The sequence below is a fragment of the Sphingomonas sp. JC676 genome (assembly GCF_014489075.1).
GTDB lineage: Bacteria > Pseudomonadota > Alphaproteobacteria > Sphingomonadales > Sphingomonadaceae > Sphingomonas.
In genome coordinates, this window is sequence record NZ_JACTGR010000002.1 from 205,058 (window position 1) to 227,670 (window position 22,613).

The 22,613-nt window shown below is 65.8% G+C and carries 18 protein-coding genes, 1 tRNA gene and 1 pseudogene; 10 read left to right on the top strand and 10 right to left on the bottom strand.

The annotated features are described in order from the left end of the window. Nucleotides 1–344 precede the first annotated feature (344 nt). The 4 genes from IAG41_RS07855 to IAG41_RS07870 all read left to right on the top strand — a co-directional run bounded on the left by IAG41_RS07855 (nt 345) and on the right by IAG41_RS07870 (nt 7,612). Nucleotides 345–1,928, top strand: coding sequence for an MFS transporter (locus IAG41_RS07855; protein WP_187728076.1), 1,584 nt, complete (start codon nt 345–347; stop codon nt 1,926–1,928). After that, the gene (locus tag IAG41_RS07860) at nt 1,925–3,118 is read left to right on the top strand and encodes an HlyD family secretion protein (protein WP_187728077.1); all 1,194 of its coding nucleotides are present in this window, start codon (nt 1,925–1,927) and stop codon (nt 3,116–3,118) included. The genes IAG41_RS07855 and IAG41_RS07860 overlap by 4 nt, the downstream gene beginning before the upstream one ends. Beyond that, a complete protein-coding gene (locus tag IAG41_RS07865) occupies nt 3,118–4,500 on the top strand; it encodes an efflux transporter outer membrane subunit (RefSeq protein WP_187728078.1) in 1,383 nt (460 codons plus the stop codon). Before IAG41_RS07860 ends, IAG41_RS07865 begins: the two co-directional genes overlap by 1 nt. A 253-nt stretch (nt 4,501–4,753) precedes the next feature. Continuing rightward, nucleotides 4,754–7,612 carry a hypothetical protein gene (locus IAG41_RS07870; protein ID WP_187728079.1) on the top strand — a complete coding sequence of 953 codons (2,859 nt, stop codon included), beginning with the start codon at nt 4,754–4,756 and terminating at the stop codon, nt 7,610–7,612. Between the two features lie 217 nt (nt 7,613–7,829). Here the strand turns inward: IAG41_RS07870 and IAG41_RS07875 are convergent, their stop codons facing one another. The 4 genes from IAG41_RS07875 to IAG41_RS07890 form a co-directional block, all read right to left on the bottom strand. Next, a complete protein-coding gene (locus IAG41_RS07875; protein ID WP_187728080.1) occupies nt 7,830–9,170 on the bottom strand; it encodes a c-type cytochrome in 1,341 nt (446 codons plus the stop codon). After that, nucleotides 9,167–11,329 carry a xanthine dehydrogenase family protein molybdopterin-binding subunit gene (locus tag IAG41_RS07880; RefSeq protein WP_187728081.1) on the bottom strand — a complete coding sequence of 721 codons (2,163 nt, stop codon included), beginning with the start codon at nt 11,327–11,329 and terminating at the stop codon, nt 9,167–9,169. Before IAG41_RS07880 ends, IAG41_RS07875 begins: the two co-directional genes overlap by 4 nt. Before the next feature lie 25 nt (nt 11,330–11,354). Next, nucleotides 11,355–11,810: a (2Fe-2S)-binding protein gene (locus tag IAG41_RS07885; protein WP_187728082.1), complete on the bottom strand. Its 456-nt coding sequence runs from the start codon at nt 11,808–11,810 to the stop codon at nt 11,355–11,357. Between the two features lie 183 nt (nt 11,811–11,993). Beyond that, a tRNA-Ser gene (locus tag IAG41_RS07890) sits at nt 11,994–12,083 on the bottom strand. A 134-nt stretch (nt 12,084–12,217) separates the two neighbouring features. Between IAG41_RS07890 and hspQ the strand changes: the two genes are divergently transcribed. From hspQ to IAG41_RS07915, 5 genes and pseudogenes are all read left to right on the top strand, one after another. Then, nucleotides 12,218–12,598: a heat shock protein HspQ gene (gene hspQ, locus IAG41_RS07895; RefSeq protein WP_187728083.1), complete on the top strand. Its 381-nt coding sequence runs from the start codon at nt 12,218–12,220 to the stop codon at nt 12,596–12,598. A 701-nt stretch (nt 12,599–13,299) separates the two neighbouring features. After that, nucleotides 13,300–13,476 (top strand): annotated as a pseudogene (locus IAG41_RS23530) (PEPxxWA-CTERM sorting domain-containing protein); the annotation flags it as partial. Nucleotides 13,477–13,727: 251 nt separating this feature from the next. After that, entirely contained in the window at nt 13,728–14,111 is a 384-nt protein-coding gene (gene rplU / locus IAG41_RS07905) for a 50S ribosomal protein L21 (protein WP_187728085.1), read from the top strand. A gap of 25 nt (nt 14,112–14,136) precedes the next feature. Continuing rightward, nucleotides 14,137–14,406 carry a 50S ribosomal protein L27 gene (gene rpmA, locus IAG41_RS07910; protein WP_180144722.1) on the top strand — a complete coding sequence of 90 codons (270 nt, stop codon included), beginning with the start codon at nt 14,137–14,139 and terminating at the stop codon, nt 14,404–14,406. 172 nt (nt 14,407–14,578) lie between these two features. Continuing rightward, nucleotides 14,579–15,136, top strand: coding sequence for a GNAT family N-acetyltransferase (locus IAG41_RS07915; protein WP_187728086.1), 558 nt, complete (start codon nt 14,579–14,581; stop codon nt 15,134–15,136). Nucleotides 15,137–15,200: 64 nt separating this feature from the next. On the opposite strand, the gene IAG41_RS07920 is transcribed toward IAG41_RS07915, so the two are convergent. Further along, complete coding sequence (locus IAG41_RS07920) at nt 15,201–16,040, bottom strand: metal-dependent hydrolase (protein WP_187728087.1); 840 nt, start codon at nt 16,038–16,040, stop codon at nt 15,201–15,203. Nucleotides 16,041–16,097: 57 nt separating this feature from the next. Here IAG41_RS07920 and IAG41_RS07925 point away from each other — a divergent pair, with 57 nt between their 5' ends. Continuing rightward, a complete protein-coding gene (locus IAG41_RS07925; RefSeq protein ID WP_187728088.1) occupies nt 16,098–16,688 on the top strand; it encodes a TetR/AcrR family transcriptional regulator in 591 nt (196 codons plus the stop codon). Nucleotides 16,689–16,691: 3 nt separating this feature from the next. Here IAG41_RS07925 and IAG41_RS07930 read toward each other — a convergent pair whose 3' ends face one another. The 5 genes from IAG41_RS07930 to proB all read right to left on the bottom strand — a co-directional run bounded on the left by IAG41_RS07930 (nt 16,692) and on the right by proB (nt 22,488). Further along, the gene (locus IAG41_RS07930) at nt 16,692–18,659 is read right to left on the bottom strand and encodes an ATP-binding protein (protein ID WP_187728089.1); all 1,968 of its coding nucleotides are present in this window, start codon (nt 18,657–18,659) and stop codon (nt 16,692–16,694) included. A 53-nt stretch (nt 18,660–18,712) separates the two neighbouring features. Beyond that, entirely contained in the window at nt 18,713–19,903 is a 1,191-nt protein-coding gene (gene spt / locus IAG41_RS07935; RefSeq protein ID WP_222950628.1) for a serine palmitoyltransferase, read from the bottom strand. A gap of 79 nt (nt 19,904–19,982) precedes the next feature. Further along, nucleotides 19,983–20,225, bottom strand: coding sequence for an acyl carrier protein (locus IAG41_RS07940; protein WP_187728091.1), 243 nt, complete (start codon nt 20,223–20,225; stop codon nt 19,983–19,985). Nucleotides 20,226–20,479: 254 nt separating this feature from the next. Then, a complete protein-coding gene (locus IAG41_RS07945) occupies nt 20,480–21,385 on the bottom strand; it encodes an NAD-dependent epimerase/dehydratase family protein (protein WP_187728092.1) in 906 nt (301 codons plus the stop codon). Next, complete coding sequence (proB, locus tag IAG41_RS07950; RefSeq protein ID WP_187728093.1) at nt 21,382–22,488, bottom strand: glutamate 5-kinase; 1,107 nt, start codon at nt 22,486–22,488, stop codon at nt 21,382–21,384. The genes IAG41_RS07945 and proB overlap by 4 nt, the downstream gene beginning before the upstream one ends. Nucleotides 22,489–22,613: the final 125 nt, after the last annotated feature.

The following is a 22,613-nucleotide window of genomic DNA, read 5'->3' on the forward strand; positions in this document are numbered from 1 at the left end:
ACAGCTTGGCGGTACGGTCGACGAACAGCAACGCAGTGCGCGCCGGATCGAAGCCGGAAACGGTGGCCATCGCAAATCTTCCCTTGAGAACCGCCAGGATGCGGACCTAGCCGGCGCCGGCCAATTGCGCCTCCGTTTGGGCCAGTTACACCTTGGTATGGATGTGCCACCCCACCCAGGCGGGTAATGGCGAACGTGAAGAGTATCGCGCATAATGGGGATCTCGCTGGTTTTCGAATCCACCAATGCTCAGGGGTGACGATGGCTTTCGGGGACGGAAAGGAACTCGGATATTCAAGCCGGGCGGAGTCTTCGCCGCTCTACCTTCGCTCGTGTGCCGTTGAATGAGCGCCACCGCATCCTCCGCCGAATACCAGTTCGGCCCCACTGAGCAGCCGACGTTCCCCGGCGGGCCCTATTCGCCCGCGCATCATCCCCGGCGCAAGATCGCCTATGTCGCGGTCGCACTGCTGGTCGGGCTCACCGCGTCGCTCGGCAACGCGCTGGTGACCGTGAACCTGCAGAACATCGCGGGCAGCCTGGGGGTGACGGTGGCCGAAGCCAGCTGGCTGTCGGCGATGTATGTCGCCTTCAATGCCAGCGGGAACCTGTTGCTGATCCGCGCTCGCATCGAATTCGGCATCCCGCGCGTCACCTTCACGCTGCTGGTCATTTACGCCACGACGACCCTGATCCAGCTGGCGTCGCCCAGTTTCACTACGGCTCTCATCGTCCGCGCGGCCTCGGGCATCGCCGCCACTGGTCTGACGACGATGACGGTCTACTACATGCTGCAACTCTTCGGACCCAAGACGCGACCGCTGGCGCTGCTGCTCGCCATTTCGATCACCCAATTCTCGGTGCCGCTTGCGCGTCTGTTTCCGGTTACCCTGCTCGTGGTCGGTCAGTGGCAGGGTCTGCATCTCTTCGAGCTCGGCCTCACGCTTGCTGTCGGCGCTGCGTTCTGGGCCATGCCCTTGCCGCCAAGCATTTGTGGCAAAGCCTTCGAGCGGCTGGACTTCCTCACCGTTGGGCTCGTGATACCTGGCATGATCCTGCTCTGCGGCGCGATCGGTGCGGGACGCTATGTGTGGTGGACCGACACCCGCTGGGTCGGCGTCGCGCTCATTTTCGCTGCCATCCTGCTCGCAACGGCGTTCGTGATCGAGCACCTCCGCCCACGTCCGCTGCTGGAGATCGACTGGCTGGGCAGCCGGGACCTCGTGATTTTCGCATGGATCGCATTGCTCGTCCGTTTCTCGCTCGCAGAGCAGACCTATGGCACGACCGGCCTGCTCACTGCGGGCGGGCTGAACAATGATCAGCTCCATATATTGTTCGGGTTCGTGATGCTGGCGCAGATCTTGGGCGTGGCCACCGCCGTGCTCACGCTCAGCCCCACGCGGATACCGTGGCAAATCATGAGCGCGGCGATAATCATCGGGATCGGCGCGCTGCTGGATAGCAATTCCAGCAATCTGACCCGCCCGGAGCAGCTCTATCTGAGCCAGGCGCTGCTCGGCTTCGGCACCTGCCTCTTCATCGGACCGGCGCTGCTCTTCGGGTTCATCCGCGTGCTCCAGCTCGGGCCGAATTATCTAATCAGCTTCCTCGTGCTGTTCAGTACCAGCCAGAATGTCGGTGGTCTGCTCGGCTCCTCGCTGCTCGGCACTTATCAGGTAATCCGCACGAAAGCGCATGCCGCGGCGCTGTCCGAACACCTCCTCGCCTCGGATCCGCAGGTGGTCGCTCGCCTCTCACAGCAGGGTACCAACGGCCTCTACGCCGCGCTCCAACGCGAAGCGGGGATTCTCGCTTTCAACGACGTCTTCCGGATCGTCGCGCTGCTTGCCTTTGCGACCGCGTTCTTCATCCTGACCAAAATCCTGACGACGCGCATCCTCCAGCGCCGGGGAGCCATGCAATGACCGAAACACGCATCAACGAACCAGGGCAAGCGGCTGAACCTGCGCAGACAGCGGGGCCGGCAGCGACCACCGAAACCGCGCCGACGGTTGACCCAGCGCCAACGGCCGAAGCCGCTCCTCCTGTCGAGCAGAAGCCCAGATATTGGCGTCCTGCGACGAGGCACAACATCGCCACCGCCGGCATCATATTGGTCGCGCTCGCCGCGATCCTGATCCTGCTGCGCGCCTGGCAATTGCCGCCGTTTGGCGGCGCCGAGGAGACCACCGAGAACGCCTATGTCCGTGGCCGCACCACCAGCATCGCGCCGCAGGTCAGCGGTTATGTCGTCCAGGTGCTGGTCCATGACTATCAGCAGGTGAAGCGCGGCCAGGTCCTCGTCCGGATCGACGACCGCATCTACCGCGCACGCGTGGCGCAGGCGGCGGCCAATCTCGATGCTCAGCTCGCCGCGCTCGCCAACAGCAAGCAGGCGCATGCGTCGCGCACCGCCGGGCTGCAATCGCAGACCGCGGGGCTCGCCGGCGCGCGCGCCCAGCTCCTGCGTGCGCGCGCCGATCTCGCCAGGATCGACGATCTGGTGAGCGACGGATCGGTCTCGCGCCGCGAACGCGACCAGGCGGTGGCGGCGCTCGCCCAGGCGGAGGCCGGCGTGCGCCAGTCGGTGGCGTCTGGCGAGATCGCCCGGCAGGACATCCGCACCGTCGATGTCGGCCGCGGCGGGCTCGAGGCGCAGGTGGAGGCCGCGCGCGCGCAGCTTCGCCTCACCGAGATCGATCTCGGCAACACGGTCATCCGTGCGCCCGAGGATGGCCAGCTCGGCGAGATCGGCGTCCGGCTCGGCCAATATGTCACCAACGGCAACCAGCTCCTCGCTCTGGTCCCGCCCGATCGCTGGATCATCGCCAACTACAAGGAAGCGCAGACCGCGGGAATGAGGCCCGGTCAGCCCGCGACCTTCACCGTCGATGCGCTCGGCGGCGCGAAGCTCCAGGGCCATGTCGAGCAGCTTTCGCCTGCTGCCGGCTCCGAATTCGCGGTGCTCAAGCCCGACAACGCCACTGGCAATTTCGTGAAGGTGCCGCAGCGGATCGGCGTGCGCGTCTCGGTCGATCCCGGCCAGTCCCAGGCGGTGCGGCTGCGCCCCGGCATGTCGGTCGAGCTTCACATCGACACCCGAAAGAAGTCGTGATGCGCGCGCGGACCCTGTTGCTGCTCGGGACTGCGCTGGCGCTCGCCGCCTGTGCAGGCCCCAGGCCGGAAGCCCCGTCCACAGCCGCGGTCTCGCCGCCCAGCGACTGGCGCGGCGGCACCGCCCAGCCGGGTGCGGAGGTCTCCGCCACCTGGTGGCAGGGGTTCGGCGATCCCGCGCTGACCGCGATCGTCGATGCGGCGCTCGCCAACAACACCGACATCGCGATCGCCGCCGCCCGCGTCGAGGAAGCCCGCGCGCAGTTCCGCCTCTCGCGGGCCCAGCAGCTTCCCCAGGTCGATGCTACCGCCGGCGGCAATCGGCAACGCGCGCTCAATGCGTTCGGTCAGGGCACCGATCAGACCGTCAGCCAGACCCAGCTCACCATCTCCTACGATACCGATCTGTTCGGCCGGCTCGCCAATGCCAGCGCCGCCGCGCGCGCCTCGCTGCTCTCAACCGAAGCGGCGCGCGACAATGTCCGCCTCGCCGTCGCCGCCTCCGCCGCAAGCGGCTATATCGGGTTGCGCGCGCTCGATGCCCGGCTCGTCGTGCTTCAGGATACGGTCGCCGCGCGCCGCGAAGCGCTCCATCTCGCCCAGCGCCGGGCCGAGACCGGCTATGCCCCCATGCTCGACCAGCGCCAGGCCGAAGCCGAGCTTGCCGCCGCCCAGGCGCTGATCCCCGCCACCGAGCTTTCGATCCGCCGGCAGGAGGATGCGCTCAACCTGTTGCTCGGCGAAAATCCGCGCGCAATCGTCCGGGGCCTGACGCTCGACGCGCTCCAGACCCCGCAAACGCCCGCCGCGCTTCCCTCCGAGCTGCTCCGCCGCCGGCCCGACATCGCCCAGGCCGAGCAGAGCGTGGTCTCCGCGGACCGCTCGCTCGATTCGGCGCGCGCCGCCTTTCTGCCCAGCATAAGGCTGAGCGCCGCGGGTGGCTTCGTCACCTCGAACCTGCTGCCCGATCCGGTCACCATCTTCTCGCTCGGCGGCAGCATTCTCGCCCCGATCTTCGAAGGCGGTCGGCTGCATGCGCAGCAGGATGCCGCCGCGGCGCGCCGCGACCAGGCCGCTTTCACCTATCGCAAGACGGCGCTCACTGCGTTCCGCGAAGTCGAGGATTCGCTCGCCGCTGTGGATCGCGTCGCCGAGCAGGAGCGTGTGATCGAGGCGCAGCGCATCTCGCTCGCCGAGGTGCTGCGTCTCGCAACCAACCGCTATCGCGCAGGCTATTCGCCCTATCTCGAGCAACTCGACGCCCAGCGCGCGCTGCTTTCGGCTGAGCTTTCGCTGGTCCAGGCGCGCTCGGACCGGCTGTCGGCCTCGGTCTCGCTCTACCAGGCGCTCGGCGGCGGCTGGAGCCCGGACGCGCTGCGCTAGGTCGCAGCTGCCGTTTCGGACCAGGGGCTGAGCTTGATTCTCGTTACGGAGCCGCCCGTCTTGCCGGATGACCCTCGCCATCGGGGCTCCAAAACGCAGATCAGAAGGAGTATAGCTATCAAAGCAGCTGACGGCGCGACGCGCTTTAGGAAATGCACTCCGCCTTCTTGGTCGCTCGAACAGGGCCAGAAATGATGGGCGTTCGATCGGCCTGAGGGACACGTCATCGGCAGCGCAATCGAAGGAGGGAGATATGAACCTCGAGGATTTCCAGCTGGAAAACGACGATCACGGTCGCGTTCGATTGATCAACCACAACCAGATGCCGATCAGCATGGAGAGCGCGTCACCGCTCCAGGCGGCTCAGAAATATCTGCACGATGTCGCCGGCATATACGGCATCGATGCCGCCCAGCTCACCGAACTGTTTCTCGCTCCCGAGCGAATGCCCATCGACGCCAAGGTTTCCTTCCGGCTTCTCGAGGACAAGCGGGTTTCAGGGTCGGCCGTCGTGTCGATCGTGCAGACCTATTTCGGGTTGCCGGTGCGTTATGCAGGGCTAGACGTTGTGATGGCGACCGATCCGCTGCGAATTCTCAGCTCCAGCGCGACATTTCATCCTGCGATCGAGGTCAAGGCGCCGAAAGCCGACAGCGTGAAGCGTGCCGTCAAACTTACCTCGCCGGAACTATCGGAAATCCTGAATCAAAAGGCCGATGACAAGACACGCCGGCCTCCGGTCGTGAACCGCACGCGGCTGGTGGTCTTTCGATATCAGGAGCGCGACCGTCAGCCTCACGCTCCGGTCAAGCGCGGTGACCGTCAGCAGCAGAAGCAGCTTTTCACGCCGCCCACCCTGCCGCTGCCTCCCCTTCCGGACTCTATTGTCGACGGCAATTTCTATGTCGCGCTCGAAGCCTATTTCACGCTCTCGGTTCCCGGCTTCGAAGATCTACATTGGGTCGCTCTGATCGAAGTCGAAACGAGGACAATCCTGTTGCTCGAGGCACTGATCGATGGCGTGACCGGATCCGTGTTCCTAACCGATCCCATCACGAAATCCGGCAGCACCTCAAATTCGGCCGGCTCGACCACTTCCGTCCTGAACGGATTCCGGGACTCCATCACGCTGCTCGATCTCAACGCGCCGAGCAACGGTACCCAGGCCTTGTCGGGATCGCGTGTCTTCGTCAGCTCGTCCAATGCGACGTCACCGACAAAGACGAGCCCGTTCGACTTTCAGTACGATTCCCGCACCAATGATTTTTCGGCGGTGAACGCCTATCACAATTGCAACCGGTTCTTCGGCATGCTCGTCGATATGGGCTTCAGCCTGTCGAGCTACCTCGACGGCACGACGTTTCCCTTGAAGGCAAACCATCGGTTCGGAAACACGGTGAACGCCAACTGCCCGGCCAATTCGACCGGCAACGGCATCGGAGGTGTCAATTTCGAGTTGGCGGATACTAGCAACACCTCTGACCCGCTCGGCAGCGCATGCGACTGGCGCACGGTTCTCCACGAAATTGGCGGGCACGGCATCCTGTACGACCATATCAGCCGGGCCAATCTCGGCTTCTCGCACAGCCAGGGTGACAGCTTCGCGGCGATTCTCAATGATCCGCTGAGCGCGCTGACGGGATCAGATCGCTTCATAACCTTCCCATTCACGCTCTTCTGGGACGAAGACTTTGCGGGCCCGCGGCGCCACGATCGAGCAGTCGCCACGGGCTGGGGCTGGGGAGGCAGCAACGACAACGGCGCCTATAAGAGCGAACAGATTCTCTCGACCACACTCTTCCGAGTCTATCGCTCGATCGGCGGCGACTCCGGTGACCTGAACAGCAAGGCATTTGCCGCCCGCTTCGCGGCTTATCTGATCTTAAAGGCGGTCGGCCTTCTGACGCCGACCTCCGCCGCCGCGGTCAACAAGACGGGCGTGACCGACTTCGCACCCTGCACTGATTATGAGCAGAAACTCGAATCCGCCGATGCATCCAGTTTCGTCTCGGCGAATCCCGCCGAAACCCATGCGGGCGGTGCCTATGGCAAGGTCATCCGCTGGTCTTTCGAGAAGCAGGGCTTGTTCCGCGCATCCGGCGACCCCGTAACGAGCGTGGGGCGTCCGCCGGCGGTCGATGTGTATATCGATGATGGCCGAGCTGGAGAATATCAGTATCAGTGGAACCATTGGAACTGCCAGGACATCTGGAACCGGCGCGCCGCCGATGGTGGCTCCGCGCACGAAGAACCTATCGTCGGTCAAACCAACTATGCCTATGTCCGCGTCAAGAATCGCGGCAGCCAAACGGCGAACAACGTCGTGGTTCGCGGCTACCACGCTTATCCGTCGGTCGGCCTAACCTATCCCGACGACTGGATCCCCATGACGGACGTGCTTCTCGTGGCGCCGAGCATCGCGGGCAATGACAGCGCCGGCGTCGTGGTCGGTCCATTTCAATGGACCCCGGGCGAGGTCAGCCACGAGTGCATGTTCTTCACGGTCTACGCGACGGGGGATCCCGCGAATGTCGATGGTCGCATCACCGGCTCCATCCCCGAATGGCGTCTGGTACCGCACGACAACAATGTCGCGCAGAGAAATGTATCGCCGGTTCCTGGTGGTGGCGGCGCGCAACCTCTCAAGGCCGCGCTGTCGCGCCGCCCGTTTGCACTCTATAACCCGCTGCCGGGCGAAGCGCGCATCAAGCTGACCGCCACATTGCCCGACTTCCTTGTGCGCCTCGGCTGGGAAGTGCGCATCGTCAGCGCCGGCGGCAGCAATTTCGGCCTCAAGCCCGGTATCCGGAAAGAGGTCCTCATCGACGTCAAGCAAGGCGGGGACTTCACGCGCGAAATGGTAGTCGGAAGTGCCGACACCCTCATTCACGTCACGGCCCAGGCCAACGGGATCATCATTGGCGGCATGAGCTTCAATATCGATCCGGACATGAAATATTCGGTGGTTTCCGGCGACGGGAAGTGCATGCACGATCTTTGCCGGATTGACGTCGAAGACCTGTTGAAATGCGCTAGCCTCGAAAAGGCGAAGCGGGTTCGCGTGCGTAAGATCGTGCTCGAGATCGACTATGAGGACGATAGCTGCAAGTGATCCGGGCCGGGAACCCGTAAGCGCAGCCCGGCCTCCGCGCTCCTGGTCTGAAACCAGGCAGTAGACTCATAAATCGCGAATGGCCGGAAGTGGGATCTAAGCCGCCAATCGACGGATTGCTGAACGAACGGCAGGTTTCGGGCATCACCTGAGCCGCGGCCAACGTCCGCAACGGGGCCGTTAGCTGTCATTCGATTTTATAGGTTCACGAGCTAATCTATTCCGCCTTGCGGAGCGCCGCCACGTCTTTTGCGGTGATGCTCGATGGCTTCGCGCCGAACCGCGCAGTGACATAGTTCGCCACCGCGGCGATCTCGGCATCGCTATAGGCATGCCCGAATGCCGGCATGACCGATTGGCCCTGTGGCGTGCGCGCACTGGCGCCCTGGATGATCACTTGCGCGACATTGATCGCCTCGGGATCGTTGACCGCACTCGATCCGGTGAGCGTCGCCAGCCCGGTCAGCGCGCCCTTGCCGTTCCAGGCATGGCAACCGATGCAGGCGCCCTCGAAGATCTTCTTGCCGAGCGGCGAATGGTCGTCGGCCGCGGCGACGGCGTGCGTGGCGGGCGCCGGCCCGGCCGGTGAAGGCGATTGGCCAGGCGTGGAGACCGCCGGGATCGTGCGGAGATAGGTCACCAACGCGGCGATGTCGGACTTGGTCAACTTGCTGAGGCTGAGATCGATCGCCTCACGCATCGGCCCCGCCGCGGTGCCGTGCCCGGGCGCATGGCCCTGCGACAGATATTGCGCCAGATCGGCGTCACTCCAGCCCCCGACGCCCGTAGCCTTGTCGCCGGTGATGTTGAAGGCGCGCCATCCGGCGGCGACCGCACCGGCATATTTGCTGCGGTTGTCCATCGCCTGACCAATGTTGCGCGGCGTGTGGCACTCGCCGCAATGGCCGAGCGCCTCGGCCAGATAGGCGCCGCGGTTCCATTCGGGGCTGCGATCGGCATTGGGCCGGAAGCGCTGGTTCGGATTGAACAGCCCGCTCCAGAAGGTCATCAGCCAGCGCTGGTTGAACGGCCAGGAAAAGGCCAGCTTGGGCCGCTGCTGGTGCACCGGCGCCAGCGTCTTGAGATAGGCGCGGATCGCGAGCGCGTCGGCGTCGGTCAGGAAGGTGTACGAGGCATAGGGCATCGCCGGATACAGGTGTGCCTTGGGGCCCTTGCCCTCGCGCAGCGCGGCGAGGAACTGCGCATCGCTCCAGCCGCCGATGCCGGTCTTCTTGTCGGGCGTGATGTTGGGCGACCAGATCGTACCGAACGGCAGGTTGAAGGCTCGCCCGCCGGCAAAGGGCGTGCCGCCCGGGGCGGTGTGGCAGGCCTGGCAATCGGCCGCAATTGTCAGATATTTGCCACGCTCGACCGGGTCGGCCGAGGCGAAGTCGGCGGGCACGCCGGTCGGCGATCCCGCCTTATACTCGGCAAGCGTCACCGCCCGTCCGCCGGCGAAAGCCATCGGTCCCGGCCCGAAGCCGATCCAGGCGAACATGCCCGCGCCGACCACCACGATCGCGGCCAGCACGATCAGCACGATGCGGCGGGCGCTCATGCCTCTTTCCTTCCGGCCAGAACGTCGCGGTCGACCGGCAGACGCCGCAACCGCTTGCCCGTAGCCGCGAAGATCGCATTGGCGAGCGCGGGCGCGGCCGCAGTAGTTCCCGCCTCGCCGATCCCGCCCGGCGCCTCGCCGCTTTGCAACACATAGACGTCGATCGGCGGCGTCTCGTTCATGCGCAGCATGCGATAATCGTGGAAGTTGCTCTGCTGCACCCGGCCCTTGTCGATCGTGATCTCGCCGAACAGCGCCGCGGTCAGCCCGAAGATCAGCCCGCCCTGGAGCTGCGCCGCAACCGTGTTCGGATTGACCGCGATGCCGGTGTCGACGACGCAGGTCACTCGGCGCAGATGGACCCCACCGCTCTCGTCCACCTCGACCTCGGTCACATTGGCGATCCAGCTCGCGAACGAAGGCTGGACCGAGACGCCGCGCCCGCAGCGCGCCGGCAGCGGCGTGCCCCAGCCCGATTTCTCTGCGGCATATTGCAGCGCTGTCTTCAGCCGCGGCGCCTTGTCGAGCATGCCGAGCCGGAACTGCACCGGGTCCATACCCGCCTTGTGCGCCAGTTCGTCGATGAAGCTCTCGATCACGAACACGTTGTGTGCCGGCCCGACGCCGCGCCAGAAGCCCGTGACCACCCCGGGCGGCTCCTCGCGGACGTGCGAGACCTCGAAGTTCGGGATGTCGTAGGGCATGTCGGCGGCGCTATCGACCGCGTCGAAATCCTTGCCGTCGACAAAGGCGGGCGGCAGCCAGCGCGCCAGCACCGAGGATCCGGTGATGACGTGCCGCCATGCGCTGATCTTGCCGCCGTCCAGCTTCGCGCTGAACCGGTCGTGCCAGGCGGGACGATAGACGTCGTGCTGGATGTCCTCCTCGCGGCTCCAGACCACTTTCACCGGCGAATCGACATGCTGGGCGATCCGCACCGCCTTCTCGACCTGGTCGACCTCGAGCCGTCGGCCGAACCCGCCGCCGATCAGATGGTTGTTGACGATCACCTGGTCGAGCGGGAGGCCCGTCACCTTGGCCGCGACGGCCTGGGCGCGGCTCACCACCTGGATGCCGACCCAGATCTCGCAGCGCCCGCCGGCGACATGGACGGTGCAGTTCATCGGCTCCATCGGCGCATGCGCGAGGAACGGCACGTCATAGGCGGCCTCGATCGCATCGTCGCCCAGCGCCTTGGCGACATCGCCCACCGTCTTCGCTACCACGCCCGGCCGGCTGCTTGCCTTGACCAGCAACTCGCGGACCTGCGCGGTGTCGACGCCGGCATTGGCGCCGTCGGCCCAGTCGATGTCCAGCGCAGCGAGCCCCTGGAGCGCGGCCCACATATGGTCGCCGACCACCGCGACGAGATCCTCGAGCACCACCACCTGTCGGAACCCAGGCACCAGCTTCGCCCGGCTGTCGTCGACGCGCACGACCTTGCCGCCGAGCACCGGCGCGTGCGCGAAGGTCGCGAACTTCACGCCCGGCGGCATCACGTCGATGCCGTATTTGGCGGTGCCGTTGACCTTCTCGGGCGTGTCGAGCCGGCGCAGCGATTTGCCGATCAGCCGGAAGTTCGCCAGATCCTTGAGCGGCGGATCGGCGGGCGGCTTCAATCCCGCCGCGCGGCCGACCAGCGCGCCATAGCCGATGCGGCGGCCGCTGGCGTCGTGGATCACCTCGCCGGCCTCGGTCCGGCAGCTCGCCGGATCGACGCCCCAGCCCGAAGCGGCGGCCTGGACCAGGATCGCGCGCGTCCCTGCGCCCGCCTTGCGGAGCGGCGTCCAGAAGGCGCGGACCGAATTGGAGTTGCCCGTCGCCTGCAGCCCGAACGCGGGATTGCCGTAGAGCGCGTCGCTCGGCGGGGCATGCTCGAACACGACCTTGTGCCAGTCGGCATCGAGCTCCTCGGCCAGGATCATGCTGAGCGACGTATAGGTCCCCTGCCCCATTTCCACCTGCGGCATGACCAGCTTGACCTGCCCCGCCGGATCGATGCGGATGAATGCGTTGGGCGCGAAGCCGGTGACGGCTGGCTGCGCCGCCTCGCCCCGCGCGACGAACCCGACCATCAGCCCCCCGCCTACCGCCACCCCGACCTGCAACAGCGTCCTGCGGGAAAAGGCGGGTCCGGCTGCTGCGGTGGCGACGGTCATGGCACAGGCCTCGGATTTGGGGATTTCAGGCGGCGGTCGCGGCTTTCTTGATCGCCTCGCGGATCCGGACATAGGTGCCGCAGCGGCAGATATTGCCCGCCATCGCGGCGTCGATATCGGCATCGTTCGGCGAAGGGGTAGCGGCGAGAAGCGCGGCGGCCGCCATGATCTGGCCCGACTGGCAATAGCCGCACTGGACGACCTCGAGATCGAGCCAGGCGCGCTGCGTCTTCGCCCCCGCCGGCGTTTCGCCGATCGCCTCGATCGTGGTGACCGCGCGCGTGCCCAGCGTGCCTACGGGCAGCTGGCACGAGCGCAAGGGTTGGCCGTCGACATGCACGGTGCAGGCGCCGCACTGGGCGATGCCGCAGCCGAACTTGGTTCCGGTGAGTCCGATTACGTCGCGCAATACCCAGAGGAGCGGCATGTCCGGAGGCACGTCGACATCATGCGCGGCACCATTGACGTTCAGCGTCAGCATGTTGCCCCCATTCGGTGGCTGGGAGTCGCGGGCCGTCAGGATCGGCCCGCCAACCTCCCGAATTGCCCCGCAAGTTTCTGCCCGATCGCGCCGCGCGTCAAGCATGCGCCCTATTACCGCGGCCGCGTATTGCTGAGTCTTGTGGCTGCGCACTCGGCGCGCCGTCTACATGCAAAGGGAAAGTGGCGGAGAGGGAGGGATTCGAACCCTCGGTGAGCTTGCACCCACGCCGCATTTCGAGTGCGGTACATTCGACCACTCTGCCACCTCTCCGCGAGGTCATTGGATGCCGTTGGAGGGAAATTCCCAAAAACGGCACCGGTCGTTAGAGCGGGGGCCATTAGCGCAATGATTCTCGGGCTGCAAGCGGTGCTTGTGCAGCGCCGCGAACGCACTAAATTGGGTGCATGACGCAATCGCCCGGCTCCTTCACGCCTTATGAAGCCGGGGTCCCCATGCCCCCGGTCGCCACCGCACGCTTCGCCATCGGCGATGTCGTGTGCCACCGTTTGTTCGAATTCCGCGGCGTGATCTTCGATGTCGACCCCGTCTTCGCCAACAGCGAGGAATGGTATGAGGCGATTCCCGAGGATGTCCGCCCGCGCAAGGATCAGCCCTTCTACCATATCCTCGCAGAGAACGCCGACTCGAGCTACATCGCCTATGTCAGCCAGCAGAACCTGGTGGTCGACGAGAGCGACGAGCCGGTCGACCATCCCGGCATCAGCGGGTTGTTCGACGGATTTGCCGCCGGCCGCTACAAGCTGAAGCCCCAGCACCGCCACTAAGCTTCGGATCGGCAGACCTGAACCGCGACGATACCGTCGCGGGCAGGCTGATCGCGAAAAATCGATCCAACCTGGCCCGGTTTCCGGCCGGTCCCCGCATTATGCTCGGGAGCGTTCGATTTCTCGGCTCCCGGCATGTGATTCACAGGGGAGCCGCTATGAAACGATCGACCAATGCGATGCTGGCCATGGCGGCCGCCATCGGAACGACCGCCATCGCCGCGCCGGCGCAGGCGCAGACCACCGTGCTGACCTTTGCGGGCGACATTTGAGGCGCACCTGGTAATCAGGCGTGCGGCAACGGCACGCAGATCGGCCAGAATTACGGCGATGCCGCCGGCATCGTCGATGTCGCCTACAAGTCCTATGTCGCGGCGACGATGGTGCAGTACACCGACTATCTCCAGTCCTGGGACGGCGGTTACGGCGATCTGTCGCGTGTCATCTACGGCGGCGGCAACGGCACGAGCTACATCTCGGAGATCGTCTTCACTCCCGGCGCCGGCAAGGAGATCTCGCTCAACGGCTTCGACGCCGCCTGCTACCAGAACCGGGCGACCTGCCAGTTGCTCAATTACACGATCGCGAGCCTGGGCGGCGCCGCGATCGCCAGCGGATCGACCTCCACGCTCTATCCGAATCACCTCAGCCTGGCGATCAACAGCGGCTGGTTCAGCGACGGCATCGTATTGCGCTGGGGTCCGGACGGCTTCGACGCCGGTCTCGACAATATCAGCTTCACGGTGCGCGATATCGTCGCCGGCGGGGTGCCCGAACCGTCGAGCTGGGCGATGATGATTCTCGGCTTCGGCGCGGTCGGCGGCGTACTCCGCCGCCGGCAGACCGATCGCCTCGTCCGAAAGACCGCTCTGGCCTGAGGACGGATGCGCGGCCGGGATGCGACTCGCCGGCCGCGCATTTGCCTCCCCATCGATCGTCACCCCGGAACAAGTCCGGGTGACGAAAGGGGGAATATATGTGACAAGCTTTCGAGCGGCATTTGCAGTCACGCAATTGCCATTTCCTCTCCGTCGGCGGTTGACATAGGCACACCTTTCGCATAGCTGCGCCCTTCCTCCTGCCGGAGCACGCTCTGGCGGGCACATGCATTTGATTTAGAGAAGAAGCCATGTTCGCTATCGTGCGCACGGGCGGCAAGCAGTATCGCGTTGCCGCAGGAGACAAGATCGTCGTCGAGAAGCTCGACGGGGAGGCCGGCTCGTCGGTCACGCTGGGCGACGTTCTGCTCGCCGGCGAAGGCTCGGAGCTGAAGCCGACCGACGGTCTGACCGTCTCGGCCGAAATCGTTGCGCAGGCGAAGGGCGAGAAGGTCATCGTCTTCAAGAAGCGCCGCCGGCATAACTATCGCCGGAAGAACGGCCATCGCCAGAACCACACGATCCTGAAGATCACCGCTATCGGTGCCCAGGAAGAGAAGAAGAAGGCCGCGCCCAAGGCGAAGAAGGCCGATGCTGCTCCCGCCACGGCGGAAGCTCCGGCAGCCGAAGCGTAAGCGCGAGATACGAGGAGTATAGCAAATGGCACATAAGAAAGCAGGCGGCTCTTCGCGTAACGGTCGCGATTCGGCTGGCCGTCGTCTCGGCGTCAAGAAGTTCGGCAGCGAAGCCGTCGTCGCGGGCAACATCATCGTGCGCCAGCGCGGCACCAAGATTTATCCGGGCGTGAACGTGGGCATGGGCAAGGACCATACCCTTTTCGCGCTCGTCGACGGCCGCGTGTCGTTCAAGGAAGGCAAGCTCGGCCGCAAGTTCTGTTCGGTAGACATGATTGCAGAGGCTGCTGAATAACATCGGGTAACCAGCCGGGTTGCCCACCAGGGTGACCCGGTCTGGATGGACAGACCGCAAAAGGGAGACGGGTCACCCCGGCTCCCTTTTTTCGTGCTCCCTGACATCGTAGCGAAACCGGCACGTCACAGTGATGGGCTTAGGAGGCGCTGCAGGACCAAGGAGAGTGGTCATGTTTGTGCGTACGCAAAGACTGACATTGAGACCCGGCTGGGCGGAAGACGCGCCTGAGCTGGCCCAGGCGATAGGCCATGAGGCCGTCGTGCGTAACCTGAGCCGCGCGCCGTGGCCCTACCCCATCGAGGCGGCAGAGACGTTCGTCGCGAATCTGCCCGATCCCGGCGAGCCCAGGTTTCTGGTCTTCGAACATCGGGACGAGCGCATCCGGCTGGTCGGCGGGATGAGCGTGAGCCCCCTGCGCGGCGAGCCGCACGAGCTCGGCTATTGGATCACCCCTGATGCCTGGGGCCGCGGTTATGCAACCGAGGCCGGTGCCGCGGTGCTCCGCGCCGCGCGCGCTGCCGGTATCCGGCGCGTGACCGCGGGTCATTTCATCGACAACCCCGCCTCGGGCCGGGTGTTGCGCAAGCTCGGCTTTCACCCCACCGGTCGAGTGGTGTCGCTCTACTCGCGCGGCCGCGGCGCCGAAGCCCCCTGCGCGCGATTCGAGATCGACCTCGTCGAAAGCGACTGCGGCGGCGTAGACCCGAATCACCGAATGGCGGCCTGAACATCCACGCGCGCTGATCCCTACCGCCACCCCGGCACGACACCGGGGTGGCGGACCGTCCCTCTCAAGCCGGCGCCATCCGGTATTCGCTCTCCGCCTTGCCGATCAGCGCGCGGTCGTCATGGTTCCAGGGGTGGAAGCCGGGCAGGAAATAGGCCGCCCATGCCGGAGCAATCCGCCGCAGCAGGCCGGGCCGGCCCAGCAGGTACCAAGTCACCCCCCACTTTGCCCGCCACCCCGTGATCCCGTCCTGGCGCAGCAGCTCGAGCGTGCCCTGGATGCGCTTGCGCCAGAAATTGAGGGTGACGAGCAGCATCATCAGCGATTTGAGCTTCCAGCGTTTCCACCGACTCCAGCCCTGGGTCGCGTGCAGCCAGGTGTCGTAGGCGACGCCCTTGTGCTCGAGCTCCTCGATCGCGTGCCAACGCCACATCGCGGCCTGTTCGGGGTCGGTGCCGCCGAAATAGCGCGCGTCCTTCAGGATCAGCGACGCGAGGATCGCAGTATAGTGCTCCAGCGCCATCGTCGCCGCCAGGTTCACGATCGGCGGGCGCTGACGCACGATCGCCAGCATCTCGTCGACCACCCGTTCGAGCGGATCGAGGTCGTAGCCCGCCTCTGTCACTCGCTTGTTGAACGCGACATGCTCGCGGCTGTGCATCACTTCCTGCTGGGTGAAGGCGCGGATTTCGGCCTCCAGCCGCGGCGGCGTGCCGTCGCGGAACGCCTTCACGCTCTCGATGAAGAAGGCCTCGCCCTTGGGGAAAGTGATCGACAGCGCGTTATGGAACGCCGTGGCGACCGGATCGCCGTCGAACCACCAGCGCGACTGGCCCGCGTCGCGCCCAAAGCGGCGATCGCGCGGGGTGATCGCGAGGTCGGCCGGAGTCTTTGCTTTCGCCATGAAGATTCCTCCACTAAGCCGGTTGCCCTAAGGGGCGCATAGAGTTTACTTACACTAATGTCAATAACTCCACGCAGGCGACTGTCACCCGAAGAATCCCGCGATGCCGCGCTCGAAGCGGCCCGCGCGCTGCTGATCGAAGCAGGTCCGCAGGCGGTGACGCTGAAAGCCGTGGCGGCGCGGATCGGACGCACCCATGCCAATCTGCTCCATCATTTCGGTTCGGCCGCCGGGCTGCAAAAGGCGCTGGTCGCGAGTCTTGCGGAGAAGGTGACGGCGAAAATCGGCGCGGCCGTGCTGCGCGCGCGCGAAACCGACCATGATCCGCGCGAGGTGGTCGATCTGACCTTCGACGCGTTCGATCGCGGCGGCGCCGGTGCGCTGGCAAGCTGGATGATCCTGACGGGCAATCAGGACGTGCTCGATCCGATCCTCGAGGCGATCCAGAGGCTGGTCGACATGATTGGCCGCGATCATCCGCACGAGGGCACGTCGCTGCAGGAGGAGACGCTGCAGCTCGTCCTGATGGCGCTGGGCGATGCACTGCTCGGGGCGCCGATGGCCAAGGCGCTGGGGCTGCCGCGCGAAAAGGCGCGCGAGCTGGCCACCAACGCCATGCTCGAAAGCCACCTGCAGCCGAAGACCTGAGCGCTATTCCGCGGCCGCGCGCGGGCGACGGGCCTCCTGATCGACTGCCTCGTCGATCGCCCGGCCAAGCGCCGCCATGGTGAAAGGCTTGCGCAACACCCCCCTGCCGCGGAGCAGATCAGCATCCGCCTCGCCGGTGAAGCCGGTGACGAACAGCACCGCGACTCCATCTAGCCGATTTTCCATCGCCGCAATCATCTCGGGTCCGGTCTGTCCAGGCATCAGCACGTCGGTCAGTATGAGATCGACCGTGCCGAGCCGGGCGAGCGCCCCAGGCGCGGCAAGCGGATCGCCGCAGCCGGTCGCGCGATGCCCGAGTTCGTGCAGCGCCCCGAGCGTCGCCGAGAGCACGCGAGGATCGTCCTCGACGACGAGGATGTCGAGCCCGTCGGTGGCAGGCGCCACCGGCTGCGCCTCGACTTCGGCGGTGGCCGTGACCGTGGCCGCCTCGCCCAGATAGCGTGGCAGATAGAGCGTTACCGTGCTGCCCTGGCCCGGTGCCGTCTCGATTCCGATCTCACCCCCCGATTGGCGAACGAAGCCGAAAATCTGGCTGAGCCCCAGTCCGGTTCCCTTGCCCACCGGCTTGGTGGTGAAGAACGGCTCGAACACGCGTTCGACCACTTCGGGCGTCATCCCGCAGCCGGTGTCCTTCACCGCGATGGTCACATAATCGCCGGCCGCGCTTTCGCCGATCTCGTTCTCCGCCAGCGTCTTGCCGCCAGTGGCGATCATCAACCTGCCCCGCCCCTCCATCGCATCGCGCGCGTTGACCGCGAGGTTGAGCAGCGCGTTCTCGAGCTGGTGGCGATCGACCCAGATCCGCCAGCCAATGCCGGCGTCGCTGGTCTTGACCGAGATCGCCCCGCCGAGCGTACGATCGAGCAAATCGGACATGCCACTGACCAGGGTCGCGGCCTCGGCGCCCTCGGGCAGCAACGGCTCGGCGCGCGAAAAGGCGAGAAGACGCCGCGTGAGCGCAGCGGCACGATTGGCGCCGTCCATAGCGCTTTCGATATGGCGCTGGGCATCGGGGCCGCGATTGTGGAGATGGCGCTTGGCGAGCTCCAACCCGCCCAGAACCACCGCCAGCATGTTGTTGAAATCATGCGCAATACCACCAGTGAGCTGACCCACCGCCTCCATCTTCTGGATCTGGCGGAGCTGCGCCTCGGCCTGTTCGCGCTCGCGCGCTTCTTCGCGGAGCTGTGCGGTCGCGTCCGCCACTGCCTCGCGCAGTTCGGCCGATCGTTCGCGCTCCAGCCGCGCTTCGGCGTCAGCCATGGCACGCTCGCCCTGCGCCGCGATCGCCAACCAGCCGAGCAGCACCGCGCCCAGCACGATCAGCACGCCGAAGGCCGTCAGCACGCGCGTGGCGAAGCTCGAATTCTCGATCAGGTCGGACGCCGCCCTGGTGCGGTCGCGGAGTATGCCACGCTCGAGCTCGACGACGCGCTGGAGCATCGTCTCGACATGTTGGCGCGCCTCGCTCTGGCGTACCCTGTAATAGCTGCCCCAGGCGTCGGTGTGGCGCTTGTACGCCGAATAGAGCGCGGTTTCGCTCAGTTCCTTGCCGCGCGCCTCGAACGCCTTTTGCAGGTCGACGATCTGCGCCTGCTGGCTGGGATTGTCCGCCGTGAGCTGCTTGAGCTTAGCGAGCTGGTCGCGCGCACGGGCCCATTGATCCGAATATTGCTGGCCGAGCGCCTTGTCGGCGCTGACGACATAGCGGCCGAGCGCGGCCTCGGCGGCGGAGATCGCACCCGAGAGCTGGTTGGCGCGGATCACCACCTCGAACGTGTGCTGCTGAAGCGCGATCGCCTCGTCGCGCTCGCGATCCGTGGTCTGCTGGATGACGATCAGCGCCGCGAGGACGCCGATGCCGAGCATCGCGAGCGCGGCAAGCAACAGCATGCGCCAGTTCGCGGCGCGGAGCGCGCTATCCTCGGTTGCTGCTAATGGCTCGCCCATGCCGCGGTAAGTCTAGGCCAGCCAGCGACTCGTGGAAAGTCTCTCTCGCGATTTTAGGCGAGCACGCCCACGGCGCGCCCGGCCGCCTGGAACATGCCGAGCACGCGCTGGATCTGTTCCGGCGTATGCTCCGCGCACAATGAGCAACGCAGCAGATAGGTTCCCGCCGGTGTCGCCGGTGGGCGCGCCATGTTGACGTAGAGGCCGCCCTCCAGCAGCGCCTGCCACATCGCCACCGCCTGCTCCTGGTCCTCGAGGATCACCGCGATGATCGCGCTGTCGGGCGTTTCAGTGCCGAGACGAAAGCCCATCTGCTTGAGGCCGCCGTGGAGCGTGCGGGCATTCTCCCACAGATGCTGGCGCTTGTTGTGCGCGTGGCGGAGCTTGCGGATCGAGGTCGCGGCGGTTGCGACCACCGAAGGCGGCAGCGATGCGGTGAAGATATAGGGGCGGCAGGCCAGCCGGATCGCCTCGAACTTCGGATGGTTCGACACGCAGAAACCGCCGACGGTGCCGACCGACTTGGAGAAGGTGCCGACGATGAAGTCGACATCGTCCTCGCAGCCCTGCGCTTCGTATACGCCGCGGCCATTGGGGCCGTAAAACCCCATCGAATGCGCTTCGTCGCTGAGCACCATGCAACCATGCTTCTTGGCGACCGCGACCATTTCCTTGAGCGGCGCGATATCGCCGAGCATCGAATAGACGCCCTCGAGCACCACGAGCTTGCCCGGCTCCGGCGGCAGGCGGCCGAGCCTTTTGTCGAGATCCTCGACCGAATTGTGGCGAAAGCGGACGATCTCGGCATTGCCCTGCTGGCAGCCGTCATAGATCGAGGCGTGGCTGTCGGCGTCGAGGATGACATATTCGCCCTTCCCCGCCAGCGTCGAGATCATGCCCAGATTGGCCATATAGCCGGTCGAGAAAACGATCGCGCCGGTGGTGCCGTAGAATTCGCGGAGCGCCTCCTCGACTTCCATATGGTCGCGGAAGGTGCCGTTGAGCATGCGGCTGCCATTCGTGCCCGATCCGAACTCGTCGAGCGCATCCTTGCCGGCCTGGATGACATCCGGATCGAACGTCATGCCCATATAATTATAGGTGCCCAGCAGGATCGTGTCCCTGCCCGCGATCACCGCCTCGGTGGGCGACTTCACCTGCTCCATGACGATGGCGAAGGGATCGGTGACGCCGCTGTCGAGCAGCTTCTGGCGCTCGGCGATCAGGCCATCGAACTTGGACATCAGGTCGCGTTCGGGCGCGATCACGGCGGGGTTCTCGGGCAACGCGTCGGAGGTATTCAGGCTCTCGGTCACTTGAAAATCAGCCCTTCAGCTTCTGAACCGCGTCCACGAGCTGGCCGACATTCTCGATTTCGGCCTGCATGTTCATCGTGATGATGATGTCGAACTCGTCCTCGATCGCCGCAACGAAATCCATGACCGTCAGGCTGTCCCATTCGAGATCGCCGGCAAAGGTGGTGCTGTCGCCCAGCGCGACACCCTTCTTGTTGAACGGCTCGATCAGGGCGGTGACGGTTTCGAAGATTTCAGCGCGGTCAGTCATAGGGCGGGGTCCTTAAAGCGATCGGCTGTACGTGCCAAGCGAATGCGGCGGAAAGGCGCCGCTAAGGGGGCGTGAGCGGTGCGCAAGTTGACACGGTTGACACCCACTATGTGAAAAAACCGCCTCGCCCGAAATGGCGGAAGCGCCGGGACGGACGGCGAAGGCGAGAAGGCATGGGCTGCTGGCATGGCGCCGTCAGGCAAGCAGACGAAATCCTACTTTGCAATCCCGCCGCCATCAGGGCCTTGCACCGGCTAGAGCAGCCCCTGCTGGCGATACCATGCCGCCGTCGCTGCCAGACCCGCCTCGGTCTCGACCTGCGGCGTCCACAGATTGGCCGGCGGGCGCTTCGCCGGATCGATCACCCAGTCCTGATGGGAGAAATAGGCGACCCGATCGGGCGTGAGCTTGGCGCCCTTGCCGCGTATCAACCGATCGAGATGCGCGCCCGCCATCAGCAGCGGCCGCGGCAGCGCGAAGGCGGCGACGCGCTTGCCCACCGCGGCGCCGATCGCCTGGGCGAATTCCTTGTGGCTCCAGCCTCCGGAAACGCCGTCATCGGCGTCGAACGTCGCGTGGAAACGATCGGTTACCGCCAGTGCGAGCAGCAGCCGTCCGAGATCGCCGACCTCGATCACCGAGATACGCCCGCCGGGCGGCAGCAGCGCGACGCCCTTCTTGGCGAGCTTGAACAGCTCGAGCATCTCCATGTCGCCGGGGCCATAGATCGCCGGCGGGCGGACAATGCTCGTCTCGAGCAGTGAATCGTCGACGAGCTTGTCGCCCTCGGCCTTGGACCAGCCATAAGCCGACATTTCCGGCTCGCGTGCGGCGAGCGACGAGACATGGACGAAGCGCCTGACCCCTGCCCCTTCGGCGGCGGCGAGCATGTTGCGCGTGCCAAGGATATTGCCGCGCGCGAAGCCCGCGCGATCGGGCGCGTTGACCACTCCGGCGACATGGATGACGGCGTCTGCGCCCTCCGCGAGGCTGGCCAGCGCTGCCTGGTTCTCCAGGTCGCCGCGGATCCAGGTGATATGCTCGCGCTCGGCCTGGTCGCGCCGGGTGAGCGCGCGGACCTTGTGCCCGGCCTCCACCGCAAGCGCGATCAGGCGCGAACCGACGAATCCGGTGCCCCCGGTGATGGCGATGATGCTCATAGCAGCGCCATATGGCTGCGATGGACCAAGGTCGAGCGCGGCGCGTAGCCGAGGATCTCGGCATGCTCGTCGCTGCGCTTGCCGACGATGCGAGCAACGTCGTCACTGGGATATTCGGCGAGGCCGCGGGCGAGCTGTGCACCGTCGGGGCCCGAGATCACCACCAGATCGCCGCGCACGAAATTGCCTTCGACACGAATCGCACCGGCGGCGAGCAGGCTCCTGCCCTGCGCCAGCGCCCGGGCGGCGCCGGCATCGACATGGATCGTGCCGCGCGCGGTGAGCCCGCCAGCCAGCCAGGCCTTGCGCGCCGGCGCCGCTTTTTCAGCGACGAACAATGTGTGCCGTACCCCGGCCGAAAGCGGACGCTCCACCCGGCCCGAAGCGATGGCGAGATGCGCCCCGGCGGCATTGGCGATACGTGCGGCGGCGATCTTCGAGACCATGCCGCCCGATCCCATACCCGAACTCGAGCCGCGATCCGCCATCGCCTCGATCGCGCCGTCGATCCGCTCGACCCGGGCGATGTGCACCGCGCCGGGAAGTGCGGGATTGCGATCGTAGAGCCCGTCGACATCGCTCAGCAGCACCACGCCCTGCGCGCCCGCCGCCTGCGCGACACGCGCGGCGAGCCGGTCATTGTCGCCGAAACGGATCTCCTCGGTCGCGACGCTGTCATTCTCGTTGAGCACGGGCACCACGCCGAGACCCAGCAGCCGATCGAGCGTGGCCGAGGCGTTGAGATAGCGGCGGCGGTCTTCGAGGTCGTCGAGCGTCACCAGCATCTGCGCGGCGGTCAGGCCGTTGGCGCCCAGGGTCTCCGCCCAGACCTGGCTGAGCGCGATCTGCCCGGTGGCCGCCGCGGCCTGCGCGTCTTCGAGGCTGGCGCGTCCGCCCTTGGGGAGCCCCAGCCGCCGAGCGCCGAGCGCGATCGCGCCCGAGGAGACCACCGCGACCTGCTGGCCGGCATGGCAACGCGTGGCGATATCGGCGGCAATGCCCTCCAGCCATTCCCGCCGCACGCCGCCATCGGGATCAACGAGCAATGCCGAGCCGATCTTGACGATCAGGCGTGGGCAGGAGGCGGGCGGGAAGAGGGACATGGCGTTTTCGCTTAGCGGGCGTTGCGATGAACGCAAAGCATGGGCATCCCAAATCCTCCCCCGGAGGGGGAGGGGGACCAGCCATGGGCTGGTGGAGGGGTAGCGCGCCGCATGCTGCACGGCCC

Bases quoted from the DNA above. Each gene is read 5' to 3' on its own strand.
- IAG41_RS07865 (WP_187728078.1), top strand. From the start codon at position 3,118: ATGCGCGCGCGGACCCTGTTGCTGCTCGGGACTGCGCTGGCGCTCGCC.
- IAG41_RS07875 (WP_187728080.1), bottom strand. From the start codon at position 9,170: ATGAGCGCCCGCCGCATCGTGCTGATCGTGCTGGCCGCGATCGTGGTG.
- IAG41_RS07860 (WP_187728077.1), top strand. From the start codon at position 1,925: ATGACCGAAACACGCATCAACGAACCAGGGCAAGCGGCTGAACCTGCG.
- rpmA (WP_180144722.1), top strand. From the start codon at position 14,137: ATGGCACATAAGAAAGCAGGCGGCTCTTCGCGTAACGGTCGCGATTCG.
- hspQ (WP_187728083.1), top strand. From the start codon at position 12,218: ATGACGCAATCGCCCGGCTCCTTCACGCCTTATGAAGCCGGGGTCCCC.
- proB (WP_187728093.1), bottom strand. From the start codon at position 22,488: ATGTCCCTCTTCCCGCCCGCCTCCTGCCCACGCCTGATCGTCAAGATC.
- IAG41_RS07925 (WP_187728088.1), top strand. From the start codon at position 16,098: ATGTCAATAACTCCACGCAGGCGACTGTCACCCGAAGAATCCCGCGAT.
- spt (WP_222950628.1), bottom strand. From the start codon at position 19,903: ATGTCCAAGTTCGATGGCCTGATCGCCGAGCGCCAGAAGCTGCTCGAC.
- IAG41_RS07885 (WP_187728082.1), bottom strand. From the start codon at position 11,810: ATGCTGACGCTGAACGTCAATGGTGCCGCGCATGATGTCGACGTGCCT.
- rplU (WP_187728085.1), top strand. From the start codon at position 13,728: ATGTTCGCTATCGTGCGCACGGGCGGCAAGCAGTATCGCGTTGCCGCA.
- IAG41_RS07880 (WP_187728081.1), bottom strand. From the start codon at position 11,329: ATGACCGTCGCCACCGCAGCAGCCGGACCCGCCTTTTCCCGCAGGACG.
- IAG41_RS07940 (WP_187728091.1), bottom strand. From the start codon at position 20,225: ATGACTGACCGCGCTGAAATCTTCGAAACCGTCACCGCCCTGATCGAG.
- IAG41_RS07945 (WP_187728092.1), bottom strand. From the start codon at position 21,385: ATGAGCATCATCGCCATCACCGGGGGCACCGGATTCGTCGGTTCGCGC.
- IAG41_RS07920 (WP_187728087.1), bottom strand. From the start codon at position 16,040: ATGGCGAAAGCAAAGACTCCGGCCGACCTCGCGATCACCCCGCGCGAT.
- IAG41_RS07855 (WP_187728076.1), top strand. From the start codon at position 345: ATGAGCGCCACCGCATCCTCCGCCGAATACCAGTTCGGCCCCACTGAG.
- IAG41_RS07930 (WP_187728089.1), bottom strand. From the start codon at position 18,659: ATGGGCGAGCCATTAGCAGCAACCGAGGATAGCGCGCTCCGCGCCGCG.
- IAG41_RS07915 (WP_187728086.1), top strand. From the start codon at position 14,579: ATGTTTGTGCGTACGCAAAGACTGACATTGAGACCCGGCTGGGCGGAA.
- IAG41_RS07870 (WP_187728079.1), top strand. From the start codon at position 4,754: ATGAACCTCGAGGATTTCCAGCTGGAAAACGACGATCACGGTCGCGTT.